The sequence below is a fragment of the Paenibacillus sp. FSL H7-0943 genome (genome assembly GCF_037963265.1).
Taxonomy (GTDB): Bacteria; Bacillota; Bacilli; order Paenibacillales; family Paenibacillaceae; genus Paenibacillus_AQ; species Paenibacillus_AQ odorifer.
On record NZ_CP150148.1, the window covers coordinates 2,194,636 to 2,212,407 of the forward strand.

17 protein-coding genes are annotated in these 17,772 nt (G+C 40.8%); 13 read left to right on the plus strand and 4 right to left on the minus strand.

Annotation, left to right across the window (positions count from 1 at the left end; all coding sequences use genetic code 11):
* Nucleotides 1-61: 61 nt before the first annotated feature.
* From NSQ55_RS09440 to NSQ55_RS09480, 9 genes are all read left to right on the plus strand, one after another.
* A complete protein-coding gene (locus NSQ55_RS09440; RefSeq protein WP_339174461.1) occupies nucleotides 62-1,546 on the plus strand; it encodes a glycoside hydrolase family 68 protein in 1,485 nt (494 codons plus the stop codon).
* Between the two features lie 88 nt (nucleotides 1,547-1,634).
* Nucleotides 1,635-3,191: a glycoside hydrolase family 32 protein gene (locus NSQ55_RS09445; protein ID WP_339172793.1), complete on the plus strand. Its 1,557-nt coding sequence runs from the start codon at nucleotides 1,635-1,637 to the stop codon at nucleotides 3,189-3,191.
* A gap of 207 nt (nucleotides 3,192-3,398) precedes the next feature.
* The gene (locus tag NSQ55_RS09450) at nucleotides 3,399-5,480 is read left to right on the plus strand and encodes a prolyl oligopeptidase family serine peptidase (RefSeq protein ID WP_339172797.1); all 2,082 of its coding nucleotides are present in this window, start codon (nucleotides 3,399-3,401) and stop codon (nucleotides 5,478-5,480) included.
* A gap of 66 nt (nucleotides 5,481-5,546) precedes the next feature.
* Nucleotides 5,547-6,125, plus strand: a complete 579-nt coding sequence (locus NSQ55_RS09455) for a TetR/AcrR family transcriptional regulator (protein WP_076124944.1) — start codon at nucleotides 5,547-5,549, stop codon at nucleotides 6,123-6,125.
* 90 nt (nucleotides 6,126-6,215) lie between these two features.
* Nucleotides 6,216-6,677 carry an FMN-binding protein gene (locus NSQ55_RS09460; RefSeq protein WP_339172801.1) on the plus strand — a complete coding sequence of 154 codons (462 nt, stop codon included), beginning with the start codon at nucleotides 6,216-6,218 and terminating at the stop codon, nucleotides 6,675-6,677.
* Between the two features lie 21 nt (nucleotides 6,678-6,698).
* Nucleotides 6,699-7,220: a hypothetical protein gene (locus tag NSQ55_RS09465; protein ID WP_076184300.1), complete on the plus strand. Its 522-nt coding sequence runs from the start codon at nucleotides 6,699-6,701 to the stop codon at nucleotides 7,218-7,220.
* Nucleotides 7,221-7,364: 144 nt separating this feature from the next.
* Entirely contained in the window at nucleotides 7,365-8,009 is a 645-nt protein-coding gene (locus NSQ55_RS09470; protein WP_076107537.1) for a hypothetical protein, read from the plus strand.
* Nucleotides 8,010-8,515: 506 nt separating this feature from the next.
* A complete protein-coding gene (locus tag NSQ55_RS09475) occupies nucleotides 8,516-9,214 on the plus strand; it encodes a hypothetical protein (protein ID WP_339172805.1) in 699 nt (232 codons plus the stop codon).
* Between the two features lie 177 nt (nucleotides 9,215-9,391).
* Nucleotides 9,392-10,630, plus strand: a complete 1,239-nt coding sequence (locus NSQ55_RS09480; protein WP_036679228.1) for an RICIN domain-containing protein — start codon at nucleotides 9,392-9,394, stop codon at nucleotides 10,628-10,630.
* A gap of 17 nt (nucleotides 10,631-10,647) precedes the next feature.
* Here NSQ55_RS09480 and NSQ55_RS09485 read toward each other — a convergent pair whose 3' ends face one another.
* Both NSQ55_RS09485 and coaA read right to left on the minus strand, forming a co-directional pair.
* The gene (locus NSQ55_RS09485; protein WP_076184303.1) at nucleotides 10,648-11,601 is read right to left on the minus strand and encodes a glycosyltransferase family 8 protein; all 954 of its coding nucleotides are present in this window, start codon (nucleotides 11,599-11,601) and stop codon (nucleotides 10,648-10,650) included.
* A gap of 165 nt (nucleotides 11,602-11,766) precedes the next feature.
* A complete protein-coding gene (gene coaA / locus NSQ55_RS09490; RefSeq protein ID WP_076124954.1) occupies nucleotides 11,767-12,702 on the minus strand; it encodes a type I pantothenate kinase in 936 nt (311 codons plus the stop codon).
* Between the two features lie 180 nt (nucleotides 12,703-12,882).
* Here coaA and NSQ55_RS09495 point away from each other — a divergent pair, with 180 nt between their 5' ends.
* Together NSQ55_RS09495 and NSQ55_RS09500 are read left to right on the plus strand one after the other, a co-directional pair.
* Complete coding sequence (locus NSQ55_RS09495) at nucleotides 12,883-13,974, plus strand: hypothetical protein (RefSeq protein WP_339172809.1); 1,092 nt, start codon at nucleotides 12,883-12,885, stop codon at nucleotides 13,972-13,974.
* A 60-nt stretch (nucleotides 13,975-14,034) separates the two neighbouring features.
* Nucleotides 14,035-14,685, plus strand: coding sequence for a suppressor of fused domain protein (locus tag NSQ55_RS09500; RefSeq protein ID WP_339172811.1), 651 nt, complete (start codon nucleotides 14,035-14,037; stop codon nucleotides 14,683-14,685).
* A gap of 32 nt (nucleotides 14,686-14,717) precedes the next feature.
* Here NSQ55_RS09500 and NSQ55_RS09505 read toward each other — a convergent pair whose 3' ends face one another.
* Nucleotides 14,718-15,098: a VOC family protein gene (locus NSQ55_RS09505; RefSeq protein ID WP_076098496.1), complete on the minus strand. Its 381-nt coding sequence runs from the start codon at nucleotides 15,096-15,098 to the stop codon at nucleotides 14,718-14,720.
* 246 nt (nucleotides 15,099-15,344) lie between these two features.
* Between NSQ55_RS09505 and NSQ55_RS09510 the strand changes: the two genes are divergently transcribed.
* Both NSQ55_RS09510 and NSQ55_RS09515 read left to right on the plus strand, forming a co-directional pair.
* The gene (locus NSQ55_RS09510; RefSeq protein ID WP_076124961.1) at nucleotides 15,345-16,382 is read left to right on the plus strand and encodes an NADH:flavin oxidoreductase/NADH oxidase; all 1,038 of its coding nucleotides are present in this window, start codon (nucleotides 15,345-15,347) and stop codon (nucleotides 16,380-16,382) included.
* A 207-nt stretch (nucleotides 16,383-16,589) separates the two neighbouring features.
* Nucleotides 16,590-17,027, plus strand: a complete 438-nt coding sequence (locus NSQ55_RS09515) for a helix-turn-helix domain-containing protein (protein ID WP_081383136.1) — start codon at nucleotides 16,590-16,592, stop codon at nucleotides 17,025-17,027.
* Nucleotides 17,028-17,103: 76 nt separating this feature from the next.
* On the opposite strand, the gene NSQ55_RS09520 is transcribed toward NSQ55_RS09515, so the two are convergent.
* Nucleotides 17,104-17,715: a GNAT family N-acetyltransferase gene (locus NSQ55_RS09520; protein ID WP_254857033.1), complete on the minus strand. Its 612-nt coding sequence runs from the start codon at nucleotides 17,713-17,715 to the stop codon at nucleotides 17,104-17,106.
* Nucleotides 17,716-17,772 lie beyond the last annotated feature (57 nt).

Below are 17,772 nucleotides of genomic sequence, written 5' to 3' on the forward strand. Positions count from 1 at the left end.
AAAGGGGAACAGCACAAAGGAAGATCGAAACCCAAATTTAAAGTATAAGAGGAGTTAGATGATGAATTTCAAGAAAATGATTAAACAAACAACAATCCTAACCTTTACAGCTGCTTTAATGTTAGGTGGAGCTACTCAAACCTTTGCGAAAGGAAATAACAAGCCGAACAAGCCGGAGTACAATGACTATGGTTTCTCTCATATCACTCGCGCTGACATGTTGAAATTACCCAAACAACAAAATAGTAAACAATTCCAAATCCCAAAATTTGATGCTTCAACGATTGAGAACATTCCTGCAGCCGTTAAGTTCGATGAGAATGGAAACAAAATTGAAATGGATGTTTGGGATACTTGGCCGCTGCAAAATGCAGATGGAACTGTGGCCAGTTATAAGGGGTATCAAATTGTTTTTGGTCTGGCAGGCGACCCTAATAATGGATCAGACACATTTATTTATTTGTTCTATAAGAAAGAAGGAGACAACTCTATCAGCAGCTGGAAGAATGCCGGCAGAGTGTTTAAGGATAGTGACAAACTTGTTCCTGATGATTATGTTTTAAACAATCAAGCCGAAGAATGGTCCGGTTCAGCAACCATGACATCTGATGGCAAAGTTCGCTTGTTTTACACTAATCGTCATCCTTGGGATCCAGATCGCGGATTTTACGGGAAACAAACTTTAACTACAGCTCAAATTAATGTCTCTGCCCCGGATGGGGATACCCTTAAGATTGATGGCGTAGAAGATATGAAATCCATCTATGACGGTAATCAAGGTGAAATTTATCAAAGTGTTGATATCACCGGTTTTAGCAAAGGCGATTACGACGATAATCATACCTTAAGAGATCCTCACTATGTGGAGGATAAAGGCCACAAGTATCTTGTGTTTGAAGCAAATACAGGGACAACTACGGGTTACCAGGGTGAAGAAGCTCTCTTTAACAAAGCTTATTATGGTAATAGCAATGCCTTCTTCCAAGCGGAGAAAAAGAAATTACTAAGCAGTGCTGACAAAACATCTGCGGAAACTGCGAATGGTGCGCTCGGTATCATTGAATTAAATAATGATTATACATTCAAAAAAGAAATGAAGCCGCTACTTGCCTCCAACACCGTGACAGATGAAATTGAACGTGCGAACATATTTAAATTGAATGGCAAGTGGTATCTGTTCACAAGCTCAAGAGGTTCTAAAATGTTCATTGATGGCATTGATGATGAAGACATCTATATGCTCGGGTACGTATCTAATTCTTTAACCGGACCGTATAAACCATTAAATGGTACAGGACTTGTCCTCCATCAAGATCTTAATCCTTATGATATTACCTGGACTTATGCTCACTTTGCGATTCCGCAAGCGAAAGGGAATAATGTAGTCATCACAAGTTACATGACGAATAGAGGTTACTTTGGGGATCATCATTCCACTTTTGCCCCAAGCTTTGTGCTGAATATTAAAGGCTCCAAGACTTCAGTTGTACCGAACAGCATTTTGGAACAAGGGCAATTGACGCTTAAAGGTAACAAACCGTATTAATCATTTACAAAGTAAATGCCAATGTAGTTGGCGTTTACTTTTCTTTTTATAAGCTAAGATTAGCAATGTGAAAAAAGCGAGGTATATTTTGAATAAGAAAAAAATGATAGGAATCACTATATTAATCCTTTGTTTAATTTGTTTTGTGACGATAGTATTAGTAACTTATGACGCTGGAGAGAAGAAGAAGCCGGGGACCGACGTTCCTGATCATAAACCTACCACTCGGGCTAGCTATCATTTCACTGTACCTGAGCATTGGAAAAACGATCCGCAGAAACCCATTTATTTTGATGGTAAATATCATTACTATTATCTCTATAATGCTGATTACCCGGATGGAAATGGTACAGAATGGAGACATGCCACATCAACGGATTTGGTGAGCTGGACAGATGAAGGCGTTGCGATTCCAAAATATACAACACCCAATGGTGATCCCTGGTCAGGATCTGTTGTTGTTGACGATAGCAATACAGCAGGTTTTGGCGAAGGGGCTATTGTGGCGATTTTAACACAGCCCTCTGCAGAGACGGGGAAGCAAGAACAATATTTATGGTTCAGTACGGATCGTGGGCTGACGTTTAAATCTTATAGTGATGATCCTATTTTGCCAAATCCGGGCACGGAAGATTTTAGAGACCCGAAAGTAATATGGGATCAACATTCTCATAAATGGGTGATGACGCTAGCCGAAGGTACGAAAGTGGGCTTTTACGAGTCTGACAATTTAAAGGATTGGCACTACACAAGCGGCTTCGAAACAGAAAATATCGGAATTGTGGAGTGTCCTGACTTCTATATGATGCGGGCGAATGATGGCACTTATAAATGGGTTCTTGGGGTCAGTGCAAATGGTAAGTCGATAGGTAAACCCAACACGTATGCCTACTGGACTGGAGATTTTAATGGGAATGAATTTATCACGGATTATCATGAACCACAGTGGCTAGATTATGGATTTGATTGGTATGGTGCTGTGACTTTTGAAGAAGGAAAGGACAAGGATCAATACAATCATCGATATGCTTTGGCCTGGATGAATAATTGGGATTACCCTCATGTTACCCCCAATCTTAACGAAGGTTTTAACGGAATGGATTCAATCGTGCGTCAAATAAAATTAACACGAGATGAAGAGCAGTCGTATCAGTTAGTATCACAGCCCATCGAAGCATTAGATCAAATGGTAACTTCAACGGATTCCTTGCAACAAATAAAAGTGAACGGCTCGTCAACACTTGATATCACAGGCGAAAATTACCAGCTCGATGCAGATCTATCTTGGTCAGAGAGTACCAATGTAGGCTTAAGACTTCGTGAATCCGCAGATAAGACGCGCCACGTGGACGTAGGAGTGTTTGTTGAAGGACAATATTCTTATGTTAATAGAGCCTTCACTGGACAACCTGATGAGAGTGACAGATATCTTGAAAGCAAGGCCCCCTTTGATGTGAACAAGAAAAAAGTGCATCTGAAGATCCTTGTGGATAGAACAAGTATTGAAGTTTTTATAGATGATGGTGAAATTGTATTTTCTAATGAAATCTTCCCGGAAATAAATGATCAAGGCATTACCTTGTTTTCTGAAGGTGGCACCGCGATTTTTAATAATGTTGTAATTAAGCATTTTGGCAAAGATTAGAATGAATAGACAGAATTTTTCTAATTCTTGCGCAATAAGAGGGCACTCCAACCTATGGATGTCCTCTTTTTTTATTATAAGTACGTAATATTAAACCTAATTCACGAAGGAATACATAATTGTTAAACGCTATCTTGAATTCTAGAATGATGTTATTGGCATCACGTTACTTTTTTGGTTTCAAAATCATTCTGGGAGGTTGTCCTAATGAAGCGAAGGCCTATTTATGTTGTTCTTATTCTGTTTATTGTATTAGGTTCATGGTTGCTGCTGAATCACCGGGAAAATAACAGCGCCTCGGAGAAGCAAGTGCAGGAAGTGCTGCCTACGAGTACTGTTGATACTAACACAACAATGGCTAACGTTACTGTAAATAACAGAGAAACTCCGGTGCAGTACTTGGATCCCGCATATAAAGTTACAGTGAAACACGATATTTTGTATGCAAGTAAGAAAAACGAGACGGATGCTGAAGAACCGCTGAAGCTCGATTTGTACCAGCCCATTGGAGATGAAACCAAGCAGAGGCCAGTATTTATTTTTATTCATGGCGGAGGTTATACCGGAGGGGATAAGTCTGATGCAGCAGATTTTTCCGAAGGCCTGGCGAAACGGGGGTATGCTGTTCTCACTATTGATTATAGGCTAAAAAAAGATCCGTTTTTCAATTTTACTCGCACACTTAATGATGCTAATGAGGATATAAATGATGTGATCAAATGGATTAATCAGCATGCGGAGACTTATGGATTGAACAAGGAACGTATAGTTATTGGCGGAGATTCAGCAGGAGGTCATCTGGCCATGAACTTTGTGAATCTATCCTTAGCAAAAGATCCCTCCCTGGTTAAGTCTGTATTTTCCATTATAGATATTTATGGTGGTGAACTGACAAGAAGTGCTGACAACAAGCTGCCGCCTGTCCTAATTATTCATGGAACGATAGATAAAATGGTGCCGTACCAGCATAGTGTTGACCTAGCCGCTCAATTGAAAGAGAAAGGTATTTACCATAATCTGCTCACGATGGAGGGAGTCGGACATGATTATAAAAATGAAAAATACATCGATGAAATTATGGAGACAACAGCACATTTTCTGTGGAATGTCATGAACAGTTCGGACCTTGCGAGTCTTCCGGAAAATTCGGGGATCACGGTTGCTTCTGGTTCTGCTTTTGATATTAAGCTGCCTGAAGCTTATCGCAGCGCATCGAAGGAGCCGGTTAATATCGATTTGCCAGAGGGATGGCTGCTTAGTGGAGAAGACGAAGGTTCGCTGCGGATACAGGTTCCGGAAAGCTTGGTGCGCGGAAACGATTCGCTGTTCGTCTCTCGGGGTGCAGATCCTACAGTGGCATCAAGCTTCACTGTGAATATCAACGTAATCGATCCGCTGGCAGTGTATTACGAGACTTTTTATGAGGAGTCTACTAAGGAGATAAAAACCTACATGGATGTTACTAATCAGTCTACAAGCAATTTCAGCGGTTCAGTGGAAGCTGATTATGAGACGGGACGATCTACCCGAGGTACTTATGCTTCGACTGTGGAAAATCTGGAGCCGGGTAAGAGCGTTCGTCTTGAGATTCCTGAGCTGGCAAGAGGCCAGCGGTCGCTTAAAGTTTTTAATGATATAGGTACCTTATTGCAATCGACAGTTGATTCTTTTAACGTGCTTCTGTTGCCGAAACTCAGTCCGCCTGTCCAAATCGATGGCAACTTGTCGGACTGGGGGAATCAAGCTCCCTTTGATGTGAAGGATGTCAAAATCATGGGCTGGCAAGGAGAGCAGGATCTCAGCGCCAAGGGTTCCTTAGCATGGGATGCCGACAATCTTTACCTTGGGGTAGAAGTTATCGATGATTATCATGCACAGTCAGCATCAGGAGATGCCGTCTGGAGTGGGGACAGCATGCAGATTGGAATTGGCATTGCCAACGGGGATGGAACGGTGCCTTCTGAGTACCATGAACTCGGTGTGGCTCGCGGAGATACGGGCGAATTACTCAAATGGTGCTGGTTGGCACCAAAGGGGTTTAATTTGGGTGATGCTATAGAATTACAGTATGCCGTGGAACGTAAAGATTCAAAAACCAGCTACGAACTAGCCATTCCCTGGCGTGAACTAAAATCCGACGATGTACAGGTGAAGCCAGGAATGAAGCTGAAATTTTCGTTATTGGTCAATGACAATGATGGTGAGGGGCGTAAGGGCTGGGTGGAATATAACAGCGGCATTGGTTCGGCTAAGGATGTTGATGCTTTTGGTGATCTATTTGTGCATTGACATATTATGCTGTTAACACTATGATATGAATGAAAAAATAATTATTCATTCACGGAGAGACGAAAAGTGGAAGACAAAAAAACAAAGATATACGAATGTGCGAAAGAGCTATTTAGCAATAAAGGCTTTAAAGACACGAATGTTTCTGGCATTACCACAATGGCTGGAATAGCTGTAGGAAGTTTTTACAACTATTATCCCTCCAAGGAAAAGCTTTTTATGGATATTTTTTTAGAGGAAAACGAAAAGCTCAAAAAAAGCTGTATGCAATCGCTCGATATGAGCCAAAGCCCATTAGCACTAATACGGCAGATGATGGTGCTTAATTTGGAAGGTATGATAGCCAACCCCATTCTTAAGGAATGGTATAACAAAAGTGTTTTCGCAAAAATCGAACAGTTGTACCGGGAAGAAACCAACATTCAGGTAAACGACTTCTTGTATGATAGCTTCCATGAAATCATTAAGCAGTGGCAAGCCGATGGTAAAATGCGCAGCGATATGGATAGTAAAATGATTATGATGATCTTCGGCGCAATGATTAATGTGGAAACCCACAAGGAAGAAATCGGGCTGGAGTATTTTCCACAACTTTTGGACAATATGCTGGAACTAATTATGAAGGGTTTGACAGACTGCCCCTAATACACTTATGGTGCAGTTTTTTTTTTAGTGAAATGAATGAATTATAAAATATTCATTCAAATTTTAAATCAAAAGGAAGGAGGCAAGCAGGTGAGTAAGAGAAGAGGAAAAAAGCGAAAATTCAATAAATGGATTATTGTTCTCAGCATTCTATGCGGGATTACAGTCATAGGTTGGATAGGTGGTATTCTCTTATCTGCTCCGGGAAGGCATGAAGTTCAGCAGCTTTCTATCAACGCCATAGATATACAGAAACTGCGGGAGGGCAGCTATGTGGGGGAATACGTTGGCATCAAAGATCATTCCAGAGATACCAAGGTGAAGGCCACAATATCTGCTGGACGGCTGTCAGATATCAAAATACTCAAAGGTGCCTTGGACAAAACAGGGAACCCTGCTGAACTGAAGGGTGGGCTAAGCATTGGTGATTTGTTTGGTCATGTGATTGAATCGCAGTCTCTTCAGGTGGACGTTATCAGCGGGGCAACGCTTACCTCTAAAACACATCTTAAGGCACTCGAAAATGCCCTACTGCAGGCGGAGACGAAATAATTCATTTTAAGGAGAATTTATATGAACATTGCAGTCATTTCGTATTCATTCACAGGTAATAATGAAGCATTAGCAAGGAGTGTGGCGAAAGCGTTGTCGGCTGAATATATCCGAATCTCGGAAGCTAAACCCCGAACACTCGGTAGGATTACCTTTGATATGATTTTTGACAGGATACCGTTGGTTCAACCGAAGCCTGAGCAAATAGGAAAATATGATATTATCCTATTTTTTGGACCGGTTTGGATGGGGAAAGTGGCCACACCGCTCCGTGCCTATTTAGAGTACTTGAAGAAAAATCCGCAAAAGTATGGTTACCTTTCAATCAATGGTGGAGCTGACGGTCCAAATCCGAAGGTGCCAGGGGAGCTTAGAAAAAGAACTGGAGCAGACCCTGTTGTATTCATCGAGCAGCATATCGCAGATCTGATATCAGCAGATCACAAACCTGCACGTAAAGATACCTCAGCTTATAAGTTAAATGAGGGCGATATTAATCAATTAACTGGAAAAATAGTGAAGAAAGTAAGGGATATGACCTAGCTTTTAAGCTCCAGCGAGACGAACAGAGAAACGGCAAAGCTGCCGTTTTTTTTGTTTTCTCTGCAATCTGGTAGAAATTGTTCTATTATAAAGTGTTCCTTCAATTCGCTAGATGGTATGATAGGTATGGGAGGGAATTATAAAATGAACAATGAGACGACTAATGAAAATGAAATAACAAATGAGAATGAGGAAGTAAATGATAATACAGAAATGTCTGAAGAGGATATGGCGCAGCTGCTAAAGGCTGTTCACCATAACGGCCTTGTAGCGTTGAGAGTACACTTTAAAGATGTTGAAGGACAAGTATTGAACATGGAAGCCTACGGCCCTGTTTTTGTTTTTCACGTGAAAACTGAATTAGATCAGGTGTATTCCTGCGGATTTTTTCTGCGCGAGTTAATTGCAAGATTCCAGTCGGGTAAGGATCCGGCAGCATGGATGGCCTCATTCTTCGTTGAGCTGATGAAAATTGAGGGAGGCAAAACACTTCCAAAACCACCAGCAAGTGAAGAAGAAGCAAAAGGGATTATTGATAATGTGTTAGTTCCGCTTTGTATTGAGGAAATTACCCAAGAATTTGCTCCAGAAAAAGTGCATGTCGGGCTAGCTTGGAACGAGAAATTGGGACCAGTCTTCGAGGCTGGATTTCCAGCGATCACCGATGGGAATAACGTATGCGCATTCCCGCTTCATCTGTTGCTGACTCATTTGCAATTGAACCGGGATCCATCCGAACTGCTTGTTCAAGGCATGTATAACATCCGCAAAGAACATGGATTGGAGTAAAACAGGCTCTGAGCCCTGACCATCCATAACCCAAAGAAACGGCAGAAATGCCGTTTCTTTTTCTTTTGACATTCAAAGAGTAGATCCTTGCTTGATGAATTCATTCATATCTACTTTGAGCTGATAGCTTTAAGCTGATAACCTGCTGCTTGAAGGTTTCGTTCACATCATCTACGGACTGTATAGCGCTTATCTTTGCTTTTTAGCTCCATTTACCGAACTCGCGGACCGTATAGCCCTTATTGTCTGTTTATTGCCTATAAAAGTAGGAGGATTAGCCAAATAGTTGCATCTCAGTCCGTTAACAGAAGAATTCTCTTGAAAATGAACCAATAACGTCTCCTCGGTCCGATAGGCCTTGGTGTTCCTGGATTATATAAAGAAACTGTAAATACTTTTCAGATAGTTTAGGATAAAATTTCATTTACTGAATACGTTTACGGACCAAGCTATATGTACAGCACACTATACTTTTTTAGATAAATAAACGAAGGCGTGGTAACAAGATGAAATATCTAGTTTCAATACTACTAATTGCTGCAGTGATAGCATCTGGTTGTTCCAATTCCACTCCAATCCCTCATCCAACTTCTAATCAGGAAACTTCTCCTTCTCCTGATCCTTCAGATAACCGCAGAGAAGATACTGTGTTCCTCAACAAAAATATAGGTTGGAAAACAGTCTATCATTTTCAAGGAATGTCACGTGAAGATATGGAGCTTTATACAACTAGTGATGGGGGAGAGACTTGGAAGGAGATTGGGGATAGCTTACAAGCAGGAAGTACTCTTCCTAGCGGGGTGAAATCGGGACTTACTTTTGTTAACGAAAAAGAAGGCTGGATTACAACGAATGCTCCATGGCAGGGAAAGGTTGGTTTATATAAAACAATGGATGGTGGAGTTACCTGGAGTGAACAGACAGTCACAGTGCCGGATGAGTTAGTAAACTCGCAAATCTATGCTTATCCTCCCCTCTTTCTTACGAAGGATCAAGGAATCTTAATTACTCGGCCCGCTGAAAATGAACATACATTGTTATATATAACGATAGACGGGGGACAACATTGGAAATCATTCCTTGACGATCAAGAGGACCAGTATGTTGGTATCGCATGGACGCTCTCAGAGAGTATGGCGACGGTAAAAGACGCAGAGAAAACCTGGACATTAAGCATGCAGAACTATGGAAAATGGTCCCTTTAATCGAAATGTTGGCATATTGCGTTTAGAAAAGACGTACACATCAAATGAAGCGAGGCGTTAACCTGACTCTGGCTGTTATAGCTGTTTATGGGATAACGTTTTGTTTTATCCATTATTCGAAACCGGTTTCAAATGTGCGAGCGCGCCGCGCAATGAAATCAGTAGGAGGAAAAGACGATGTTACGAAAAGGAAAAATGTTAAGTCTATTTCTGCTGTTCACCCTCTTAATTGCTTGGGTACCTACAGGGAGTTCAAGCGCGGCATCAAGCTGGAATTTGGCATGGAGCGATGAATTTGATGGAAATTCTCTGAACACTAATAATTGGTCGGCGGAAATAGGTACGGGTAGCGGGGGTTGGGGAAACAATGAGCTTCAGTATTATACCAGTCGTCCGCAGAACCTGCAGGTAACGGGTGGGAATTTAGTGATTACTGCACAAAAGGAGTCGTATGGGGGGATGAATTATACCTCTGCACGGATCAAAACACAGGGACTCAAAAGCTTCACCTACGGAAAAATCGAAGCTAGAATCAAATTGCCTTCAGGACAGGGACTCTGGCCAGCATTTTGGATGCTTGGGGCGAATATTGATTCAGTGGGTTGGCCGAAATCTGGGGAAACGGACATTATGGAGCGTGTGAACAATAATGCTTTTGTTAACGGGACGGTACATTGGGATGCCAATGGGCATGCCGAGTACGGTCAGGTGTCTGGTAACCTCGATTTCTCACAGTACCATGTGTACAGCGTGGAATGGGATGCGAATTATATAAGATGGTTTGTAGACGGCAACCCATTTAATGCTTTTTATATTGAGAACGGAACCGGAAATACGGAGGAGTTCCAGAAACCTTTCTTCATCCTGCTAAACCTTGCCGTGGGTGGAAATTGGCCGGGAAGTCCAAATGCTTCAACTGCTTTCCCAGCTCAAATGCTGGTTGATTACGTACGTGTGTATCAGGCTGCGCCTACCTCAAGCATTGTTAGTGGTGGGATTTACACTTTAGCTGACAAGGCTAGTGGTAAGGTTCTGGACGTAGTAGATGTATCCACAGCAAGCGGGGCGAAAATGCAGCAATGGACCAATTACACTGCCAATAATCAGAAATTTAAAGTGGAGAGTACAGGCGACGGTTATTACAAGCTTACGGCGGTGCATAGTGGAAAAGTGTTGGATGTGCCGAACTCATCAACCGCGAGCGGTGTACAGCTGCAGCAATGGGATGACAATGGTACCAACGCTCAGCGATGGAGCATTATTGATGTTGGAGGGGGCTATTATAAGCTTATTTCAAAAGTGAGCGGATTAGCCATGGATGTATCCGGAGCATCAACAGCCGATGGTGCAGCAGTTCAGCAGTGGACGGATAACGGGAGTGATGCTCAGAAATGGTTTTTTACGAAAGTGAACTAAAGAAATGCCGCCCCATATCAAATGGGGCTTTTTCTAATCGGTCTAATCGGTCTAATTTGTTTTAAATCGGCTAAAAGAATAGGGGTTAAGTTCAACTGAACAATTTTTATTTTCTGCTTGTTTCTTTTTCGGGTGAGGTGTGGTTTTAAAGGGCTGCTTTTCCGTTTTCTTCGTCTGGTTTTGGCTCTGGTGATTCTCCAAGGGGTTAGCTTTAGGAATTGCTGATATAGGGATGAACCCGCGGAATCTTTATTCCAGCATTTATCATCTCCGGCAAAATGGATGATTTTGTTAGTGAAATCATGGTCCGGAATGTTTGTGTTGAACGAATTAAAACGGATATCAAGGGGGAGGTAATTCCCACCAAAAACTGCATTCAGAACATCCTGATCTGGCATGGTGACATCAGGAAAGGTACGTAGGAAGGTTAGCATTTCTTCGTACCAGTTGGTATTCTGGCGGATATTATGCAAAGAAAATAAAATCACTCCGGAATTAAAATAAAGATCAGGATTTAATCCCTTAGCGCTCACAATATGAGCAACCTCTCTAATTCCCTGGTCCCAAATTGCAGCCAAATACTTGTCATTCAGTTCAACCTGCCATAATTCAGTAATGTCCATATTCACTAATACATCGCAGTCCAGATAGATGATTTTGTCCACGGGTATTAGTGCAGGAAGAAGCAATCGATACATACATGCCTGCGTCCATACATTAATGGAGTTAACATTGGCTAGCACCTGAGTTAGATCATCAGGCATAGTGATTGAATAAAAGCTAAGGGTATGATTATGTTTTGTAGTTAATGCGCTAAGCCTGCGCTTATTAGTTTCACTTAAAGAAACATCATGTAAAATATGAATATGAATTGGGGAACTCGTATGATGAAAAATTGACGCTAGAACGACTCCGGCATGTTCAGCATATTTCCCATCCTTATCTTGAAAAGCCAAGGCGATATCGATCATTTGATTTATCCTCTCTTCACGTTTGTGTACGAATGTACCACAGTATACGTTCGCCTTGATCAGAGGACAGAGACATTAAACCCAGAATATTCACCCAATTTCATGTGAACACCAAAAAACCAAGTGCTGAATCTCAGCAACTTGGTCGGCTAAGGACTTCAATCTTTATTTTCGCAGCTTAATTTGATCTACGTGATGATTGTTGTCCTTATGCATTATAAGATCCGCACGATTTCGGGTGGGCAGAATATTTTGCTGCAAATTAACGTAGTTTATTTCTTTCCAGATCCGCTTTGAAATTTCAATAGATTCCTCTAGAGACAGCTGTGCATATTTTTTGAAATAAGATTGTTCATCTTGGAAGGCAGTATCTCTGAGCTTAATAAACCGATCAATGTACCATGTCTCGATATCGTTCACATCAGCATCCACATAAATAGAAAAATCAAAGAAATCAGATACAAAATAGTTAGGCATATTATGATTATTTGTAATCGCAGTCTGAAGAACATTTAAGCCCTCAACAATTAGAATATCCGGATTCTCAATCGTAATATATTCATCTGGCACAATATCATAAGTTAAGTGAGAGTATACAGGGCTTTGGACCCGCGGCACCCCAGACTTCACATCCGTTAAAAAAGAAATTAAACTACGCGTGTCGTAGCTTTCAGGAAAGCCCTTTTTCGTCATTATACCGCGCTTTTCCAGCTCTGCGTTGGGATGTAGAAAACCATCAGTCGTAACTAAATCCACTTTTGGATGGGAAGGTAATTGTGAGAGGAGTTTTTGTAGGAGTCTGGCCGTAGTGCTTTTACCAACAGCGACACTTCCCGCGATACCTATGATAAATGGACCTTTTTTTAGATCATTGTTCAGAAAGTGATTTATAGACTCATTAAATTTATGAGCAGATAGAAGTTGCAGATTTAGTAAATTGGACAGAGGAAGATAGACTTCGTTAACATCCTCGCTGGAGATTTTTTCATTAATACTTTGGACTTCCATAAGTTCTTCTTCTGATAATTGGATAGCGGTGAAATCGCTTAGTTTTTTCCAATCCTCACGTAAATAAAGTGTATATGCTGAATTATTCACCATTAAATTTTCCACATCCCTGAAGTTTTTAGAGATTTCTTATGCACTTAGGTATTATAACCGTTCATACAGCTTCATTCCATTCATTGTAATCGACATAATTATGGACATTAAGGAGATTGCATTTCAGTAAATGGGAAAATCAATTAAAATATAGAATATTAGGAAGGATGGGGTGGGGCAATGGGAATTTTTCGAAAAGTTGAATTATTGAAGGATTACACACGCACGGAAACGTTCCAAGAAGAGTCAGAGGGAAGGAAAATAGTTATAAGTATTTATTATCCGGATACAGAGGGTGTATTAAATAAAAACGCATCTGCAATGAAATATATGGAGCTTTTCGGGCCCTGTGAACAACAGGCGAGAGAGCTTCTACAAGATATTGGCATGAACATGGAAATCATAAATACATTATCTACCTCAATCAGCGATCGGACCTTTCAAAGCAAATCCAAACGCTCCTATCCAGTCATCATCTACTCACCTGCATTAGGTTTAGATAGAGATATGTATATTTATAATATAGAAGCGCTGGCCAAGCAAGGTTTCATAGTGGTAACGGTCAGTGCTGCGTACGAAGCTATGTTTACTGTTTGCCCTAGTGGAGAATTTATTAATCAATCCGAAGCCATGAGGCAAATAAAAGCTGCGGATTATACCGATTTACATAACTTAATTTCCATTCGAAAAAAAGATATCCAATACGTTCTGGATCACCTGTCCACGCTTAATTCTATGGATAAAGATGTGATGGGCTTATTTGATATGAATAAGATTGGTATTATCGGCCATTCCATCGGCGGTGCTACTGCATTAGATTTAACTATGGAAGACGATAGAATTAAAGCTGCTATTTTATTAGATGCAAGCATGCACTTATATATTGAGAATGAAGAGAAGAACAATACTGTGCCGCTTCTTGTATTAAGGCAAAAGGCCTCGACCTTAAAATCCTTAAGTAATATATTACAGGAGAAACTGGCAAATGATTTCATCAAAGGACAAGAGGCGCTTTTTCAGAATTGGAAGGGACATAAATCTTTTCTAAAAATACGAAAGGCTACACATATGTCATTTAGCGATCTGCCCCTTTATGAGGAAGGAGAGACTTTAAAACAAAGAACCTGTGAAATTCATACTTGCCTAAATGAGCTTATAAGTAAGTTCCTTTTGGAGCATCTTTTAGATCAGGGGCAAGGTTATTCGGCATTAATTAGTAGGGTTCATAAAGATTTTTGCGAGATCCATGGTAGTGGAGAAGAAATTCTGTGAATTAGCAATAAACTCTCCTTTGTTTATACCGATAAACATATATAAGGGAGGGAATTATGAATGCATTCTGCTCATTCTAATGAGAAAATATGTAATCATATTGAAAAATACATAGGTGTTATTGATAATGTTTTTAAAGAAATTATTTCAGGTGTTCTGTCGATAGATATTCTAATTCTTGATCCGACGCCTGAGCGGAACTTCTATACTTTAATTACCTCTGGAATGAGCGAATTACCGATGACGGTGCCAGAAGGTGCAGAAGAATATCAATATGCTGAGCTAATGATTTGTCTCCCTCCTACCTGGAAGCTGTCGGATGAGGCGTTTAAGGATGAACGGAATTATTGGCCGATTCGAGCCCTGAAAACAATGGCTAGGTTTCCGCATGAATATAATACATGGCTTTATATGGGGCATACGCTTGTGAACGGGAATCCCGCCCAGCCTTATAGTGAGGATACAGGATTTCAAGGGATGTTCGTTTGGGTTCCAGATGTAAAAGATAAAGCCGGTTTCTTTAATTTAGAAATGACCCGTGAGAAAGTGGTGCACTTTTATACGTTAATTCCGCTCTATGGGGAGGAGTTAGATTATAAAATCAAGCATAGCGAGGAAGAGTTACTACACAAGTTAAATAAGATTGGGGTTACGGATGTTTTGGATCCTTCCCGTAAAAATAGTTGTAAGAAGTTATGGGGACTCTTTTAAACACAAGAAAAAACGGCTGAGAGCCGTTTTTTTTATTTTTTGATTCCAAAAGCAATCCAGCGACCATCCACATCTTCAATCACAAATTCCTTGTTATTATAATCGGTGTTTGATAAAGAACGAACAATATGAACACCGGCGGCTTCGAACTCCTTCTCCAACTCTTCTTGCTGCTTCGTAATAAAATAGGCATCGTATCCATAACCGTACAACTCTCGATTGGGAATGACCTTTTGTCCATGGGATTGCGTAAGGATAATCTCTGTATCGTCACGATACAAACAAAGATGTGGTTCTTGTGTATCTAAATAGGGCACAGCTTTAAAACCTAAGTACTGGCTGTAGAAGGCAGCGGTTTGCTCAATATTCAACGTAGGGAAAATACTATGTGATTGTAAGAGCTTTTTGTCCACGAGTGAGGTCATCCTTTCAAAGAAAAATAGATATCCATATATTACCTTAAGATAGAAGTTTCAACAATACACGGAGTTTCCATTTAGCAGAAGATTATTCACGGTTGACATCATCGCTATTCTATAATAATATACATGCATGAGCATGCATTTATAAATATTTTATATAAGATGAACTTAGAAACTCATGTTCACTGGAAGCATTGATCATACTATACTTAGTTTTTTATAAAGAGGAGAGATATCATGAAGGACTTGTTCACCCCGTATGAATTGAAGGATTTGAAGCTGAAGAACCGCGTGGTTATGCCTCCAATGTGTCAGTATTCAGTGTCTAACAAAGACGGAATTGCTACGGATTGGCATTATAATCATTACGTAAGCCGCGCTGTTGGCGGAACCGGATTAATTATTATTGAAATGACGGACGTGGAGCCTGATGGCCGGATTACTGATTTTGATCTTGGTATTTGGTCTGATGAGCAAATTCCTGCACTGGCCAGAATCGTTGAAGCTTGTCATTCTTATGGCGCTAAAGTAGGTATTCAAATTGCACACGCCGGACGTAAAGCAGAAGATGCAGCAGTTCCTGTATCCTCCTCTAACGTTCCTTTTGATGCTGACTCCAAAACACCACGTGCCTTAACAACTGAAGAAGTGAAAGCTATGGTTGAGAAATTCCGGTTGGGCGTGAAGCGGGCGATACAAGCGGGATTTGATGTTATCGAGCTTCATGGAGCGCATGGTTACCTTATTCATCAGTTCCATTCCCCTCTAACCAATCAAAGAACAGATGAATATGGCAAGGATTTAACACTGTTTGGTACAGAAGTCATTCGCGCAGCAAAAAGTGAAATGCCGGAAGGAATGCCATTGATTATGCGTATCTCCGCTCAAGAATATGTTGAGGGCGGGTACGGTATCAAAGAAAGCTTGGAATTTAGTAAAGCTTACAAAGAAGCAGGCGCAGATATTTTCCATATCAGTGCAGGTGGTGAAGGTCCTATCGCAGCTGCCGGGAAACCAGGGACGCATGCAGCTTATCAGGTTCCTTTGGCCAGAGAAATCAAATATGGCTTGAATGTTCCGGTTATTGCGGTTGGCAGATTGGATGAGCCTGTACTTGCTAATGCCGTGATTGGGAATGAGGAAGCTGATCTTGTTGCCGTGGGCCGGGGCATGTTGAGAAATCCATACTGGACGCTGGAAGCAGGGGTCGAGCTTCAGAAAGATGCGGGTATTCCCAGACAATATTCTTTCGGGTTTCCAAGAATTAATGGATAAAGATTAATTTAAATGGTGTGAAGTCTAAACAAAATAATTGTAAAGTGTGGAGGGGCCGGCTTCTTGGAGAAACGGTCTCTCCTCTTTTTTAAAATAAAATAAAGTATAGTATCGAACCTATACTTTATGTATGGTTGTGGATTGTAGTACTATTATATAGAAGGAAAAAATCATGAAAAGCCATACACCCGGGAGATGAATAATAAAATGGGCGACATTCTTAACAATGAACTTATAACGAGTTGGTTGACGTTAACGCATATACAAATGAATGTGACGAATGAATTGGAAGCTAATCTACAAGCCAAACATGGCTTATCCTTAAAAGAATTTTATTTGCTGTTATTTTTGTCGGAAGCGCCGGAGAAGAAACTGAAATTGCAGAAACTCGAAGCTATGGTGGGTTTAAGCCAGAGTGCAGTTTCCCGACTGGTTAGTCGGTTTGAGGCCAAAGGCTGTGGCGCTTTAGAAAGAAAAGCGTGTGATGCTGATCGCAGAAGTATCTATACTGCCTTGACTGCCATTGGCGAAGACAAGCTCCTTCGTGCACAAGATACCTTTCAAGAGACCCTGCTTGCAGCTTTTCCAGAAAAAGATGTGAAAGAGCTTTTGAATCAAATGCTTCGCATGAAGCAACAGTCATGAATTCACAATAAAACCTCTGTTTTGGTAAATGGACCGAATCTCCATTTCCCATACAGAGGTTTTTTAGTGTGGGGCGCTATTTACATCCTACCTGTTCATTCCACTGTTGCTGGGAAAGCCGGTAATAATTATAGTCTTCATGTTCAATCGTAATCTCGTCAAGAAGCTCGAAACCACATTTTTGAATGACTCTATTAGACGGGATATTGTGCTTCAGAGCAATGGCACTTAATACATCGGTAGAGCTATTATCAAACAAATACTTAATTAATCCCTTGGCAGCTTGAGTAGTGTAGCCTTTACCGCGATGATCCTTGGATATGGCATACATAATCTCTCTGTTGGGAACGGGCAATTCATCCTTAATTCCTGTACAACACCAACCAATGAACTCACCGGACTCTTTTAAAATAATGCCTAAACGAAGACGAAGCTCTCCGATATCTCCGCCCGCTGAGATCGCTTGAAGAAACTGCTGGTTCTCTTTTATTTCATAGTTTATTAACCAGTCCAATCGTTGTTCTTTAGGAACATTCCAATCCGGCAAGAATTCAATAATTTCAGGCTGTAGAGTAAGTGCATGAAACTCCTCTAAATCCTCCACGCTATACTCCCGCAAAAAAATATCTTTACAATCAATCGTAAATAAATCACTAGAATTGGCCTTATCATTCACAACCTCGCTCACTTGTACCACTCCTTTATTAACTAACAGATATTTTACCATGAAACAAATGATTGATTT

What these genes read in the sequence shown, in the direction of transcription:
- NSQ55_RS09495 (WP_339172809.1), top strand. Translation starts at nt 12,883, where the DNA reads ATGGGAATTTTTCGAAAAGTTGAATTATTGAAGGATTACACACGCACG.
- NSQ55_RS09515 (WP_081383136.1), top strand. Translation starts at nt 16,590, where the DNA reads ATGGGCGACATTCTTAACAATGAACTTATAACGAGTTGGTTGACGTTA.
- NSQ55_RS09480 (WP_036679228.1), top strand. Translation starts at nt 9,392, where the DNA reads ATGTTACGAAAAGGAAAAATGTTAAGTCTATTTCTGCTGTTCACCCTC.
- NSQ55_RS09485 (WP_076184303.1), bottom strand. Translation starts at nt 11,601, where the DNA reads ATGATCGATATCGCCTTGGCTTTTCAAGATAAGGATGGGAAATATGCT.
- NSQ55_RS09470 (WP_076107537.1), top strand. Translation starts at nt 7,365, where the DNA reads ATGAACAATGAGACGACTAATGAAAATGAAATAACAAATGAGAATGAG.
- NSQ55_RS09475 (WP_339172805.1), top strand. Translation starts at nt 8,516, where the DNA reads ATGAAATATCTAGTTTCAATACTACTAATTGCTGCAGTGATAGCATCT.
- NSQ55_RS09500 (WP_339172811.1), top strand. Translation starts at nt 14,035, where the DNA reads ATGCATTCTGCTCATTCTAATGAGAAAATATGTAATCATATTGAAAAA.
- NSQ55_RS09465 (WP_076184300.1), top strand. Translation starts at nt 6,699, where the DNA reads ATGAACATTGCAGTCATTTCGTATTCATTCACAGGTAATAATGAAGCA.
- NSQ55_RS09510 (WP_076124961.1), top strand. Translation starts at nt 15,345, where the DNA reads ATGAAGGACTTGTTCACCCCGTATGAATTGAAGGATTTGAAGCTGAAG.
- NSQ55_RS09440 (WP_339174461.1), top strand. Translation starts at nt 62, where the DNA reads ATGAATTTCAAGAAAATGATTAAACAAACAACAATCCTAACCTTTACA.
- coaA (WP_076124954.1), bottom strand. Translation starts at nt 12,702, where the DNA reads ATGGTGAATAATTCAGCATATACACTTTATTTACGTGAGGATTGGAAA.
- NSQ55_RS09450 (WP_339172797.1), top strand. Translation starts at nt 3,399, where the DNA reads ATGAAGCGAAGGCCTATTTATGTTGTTCTTATTCTGTTTATTGTATTA.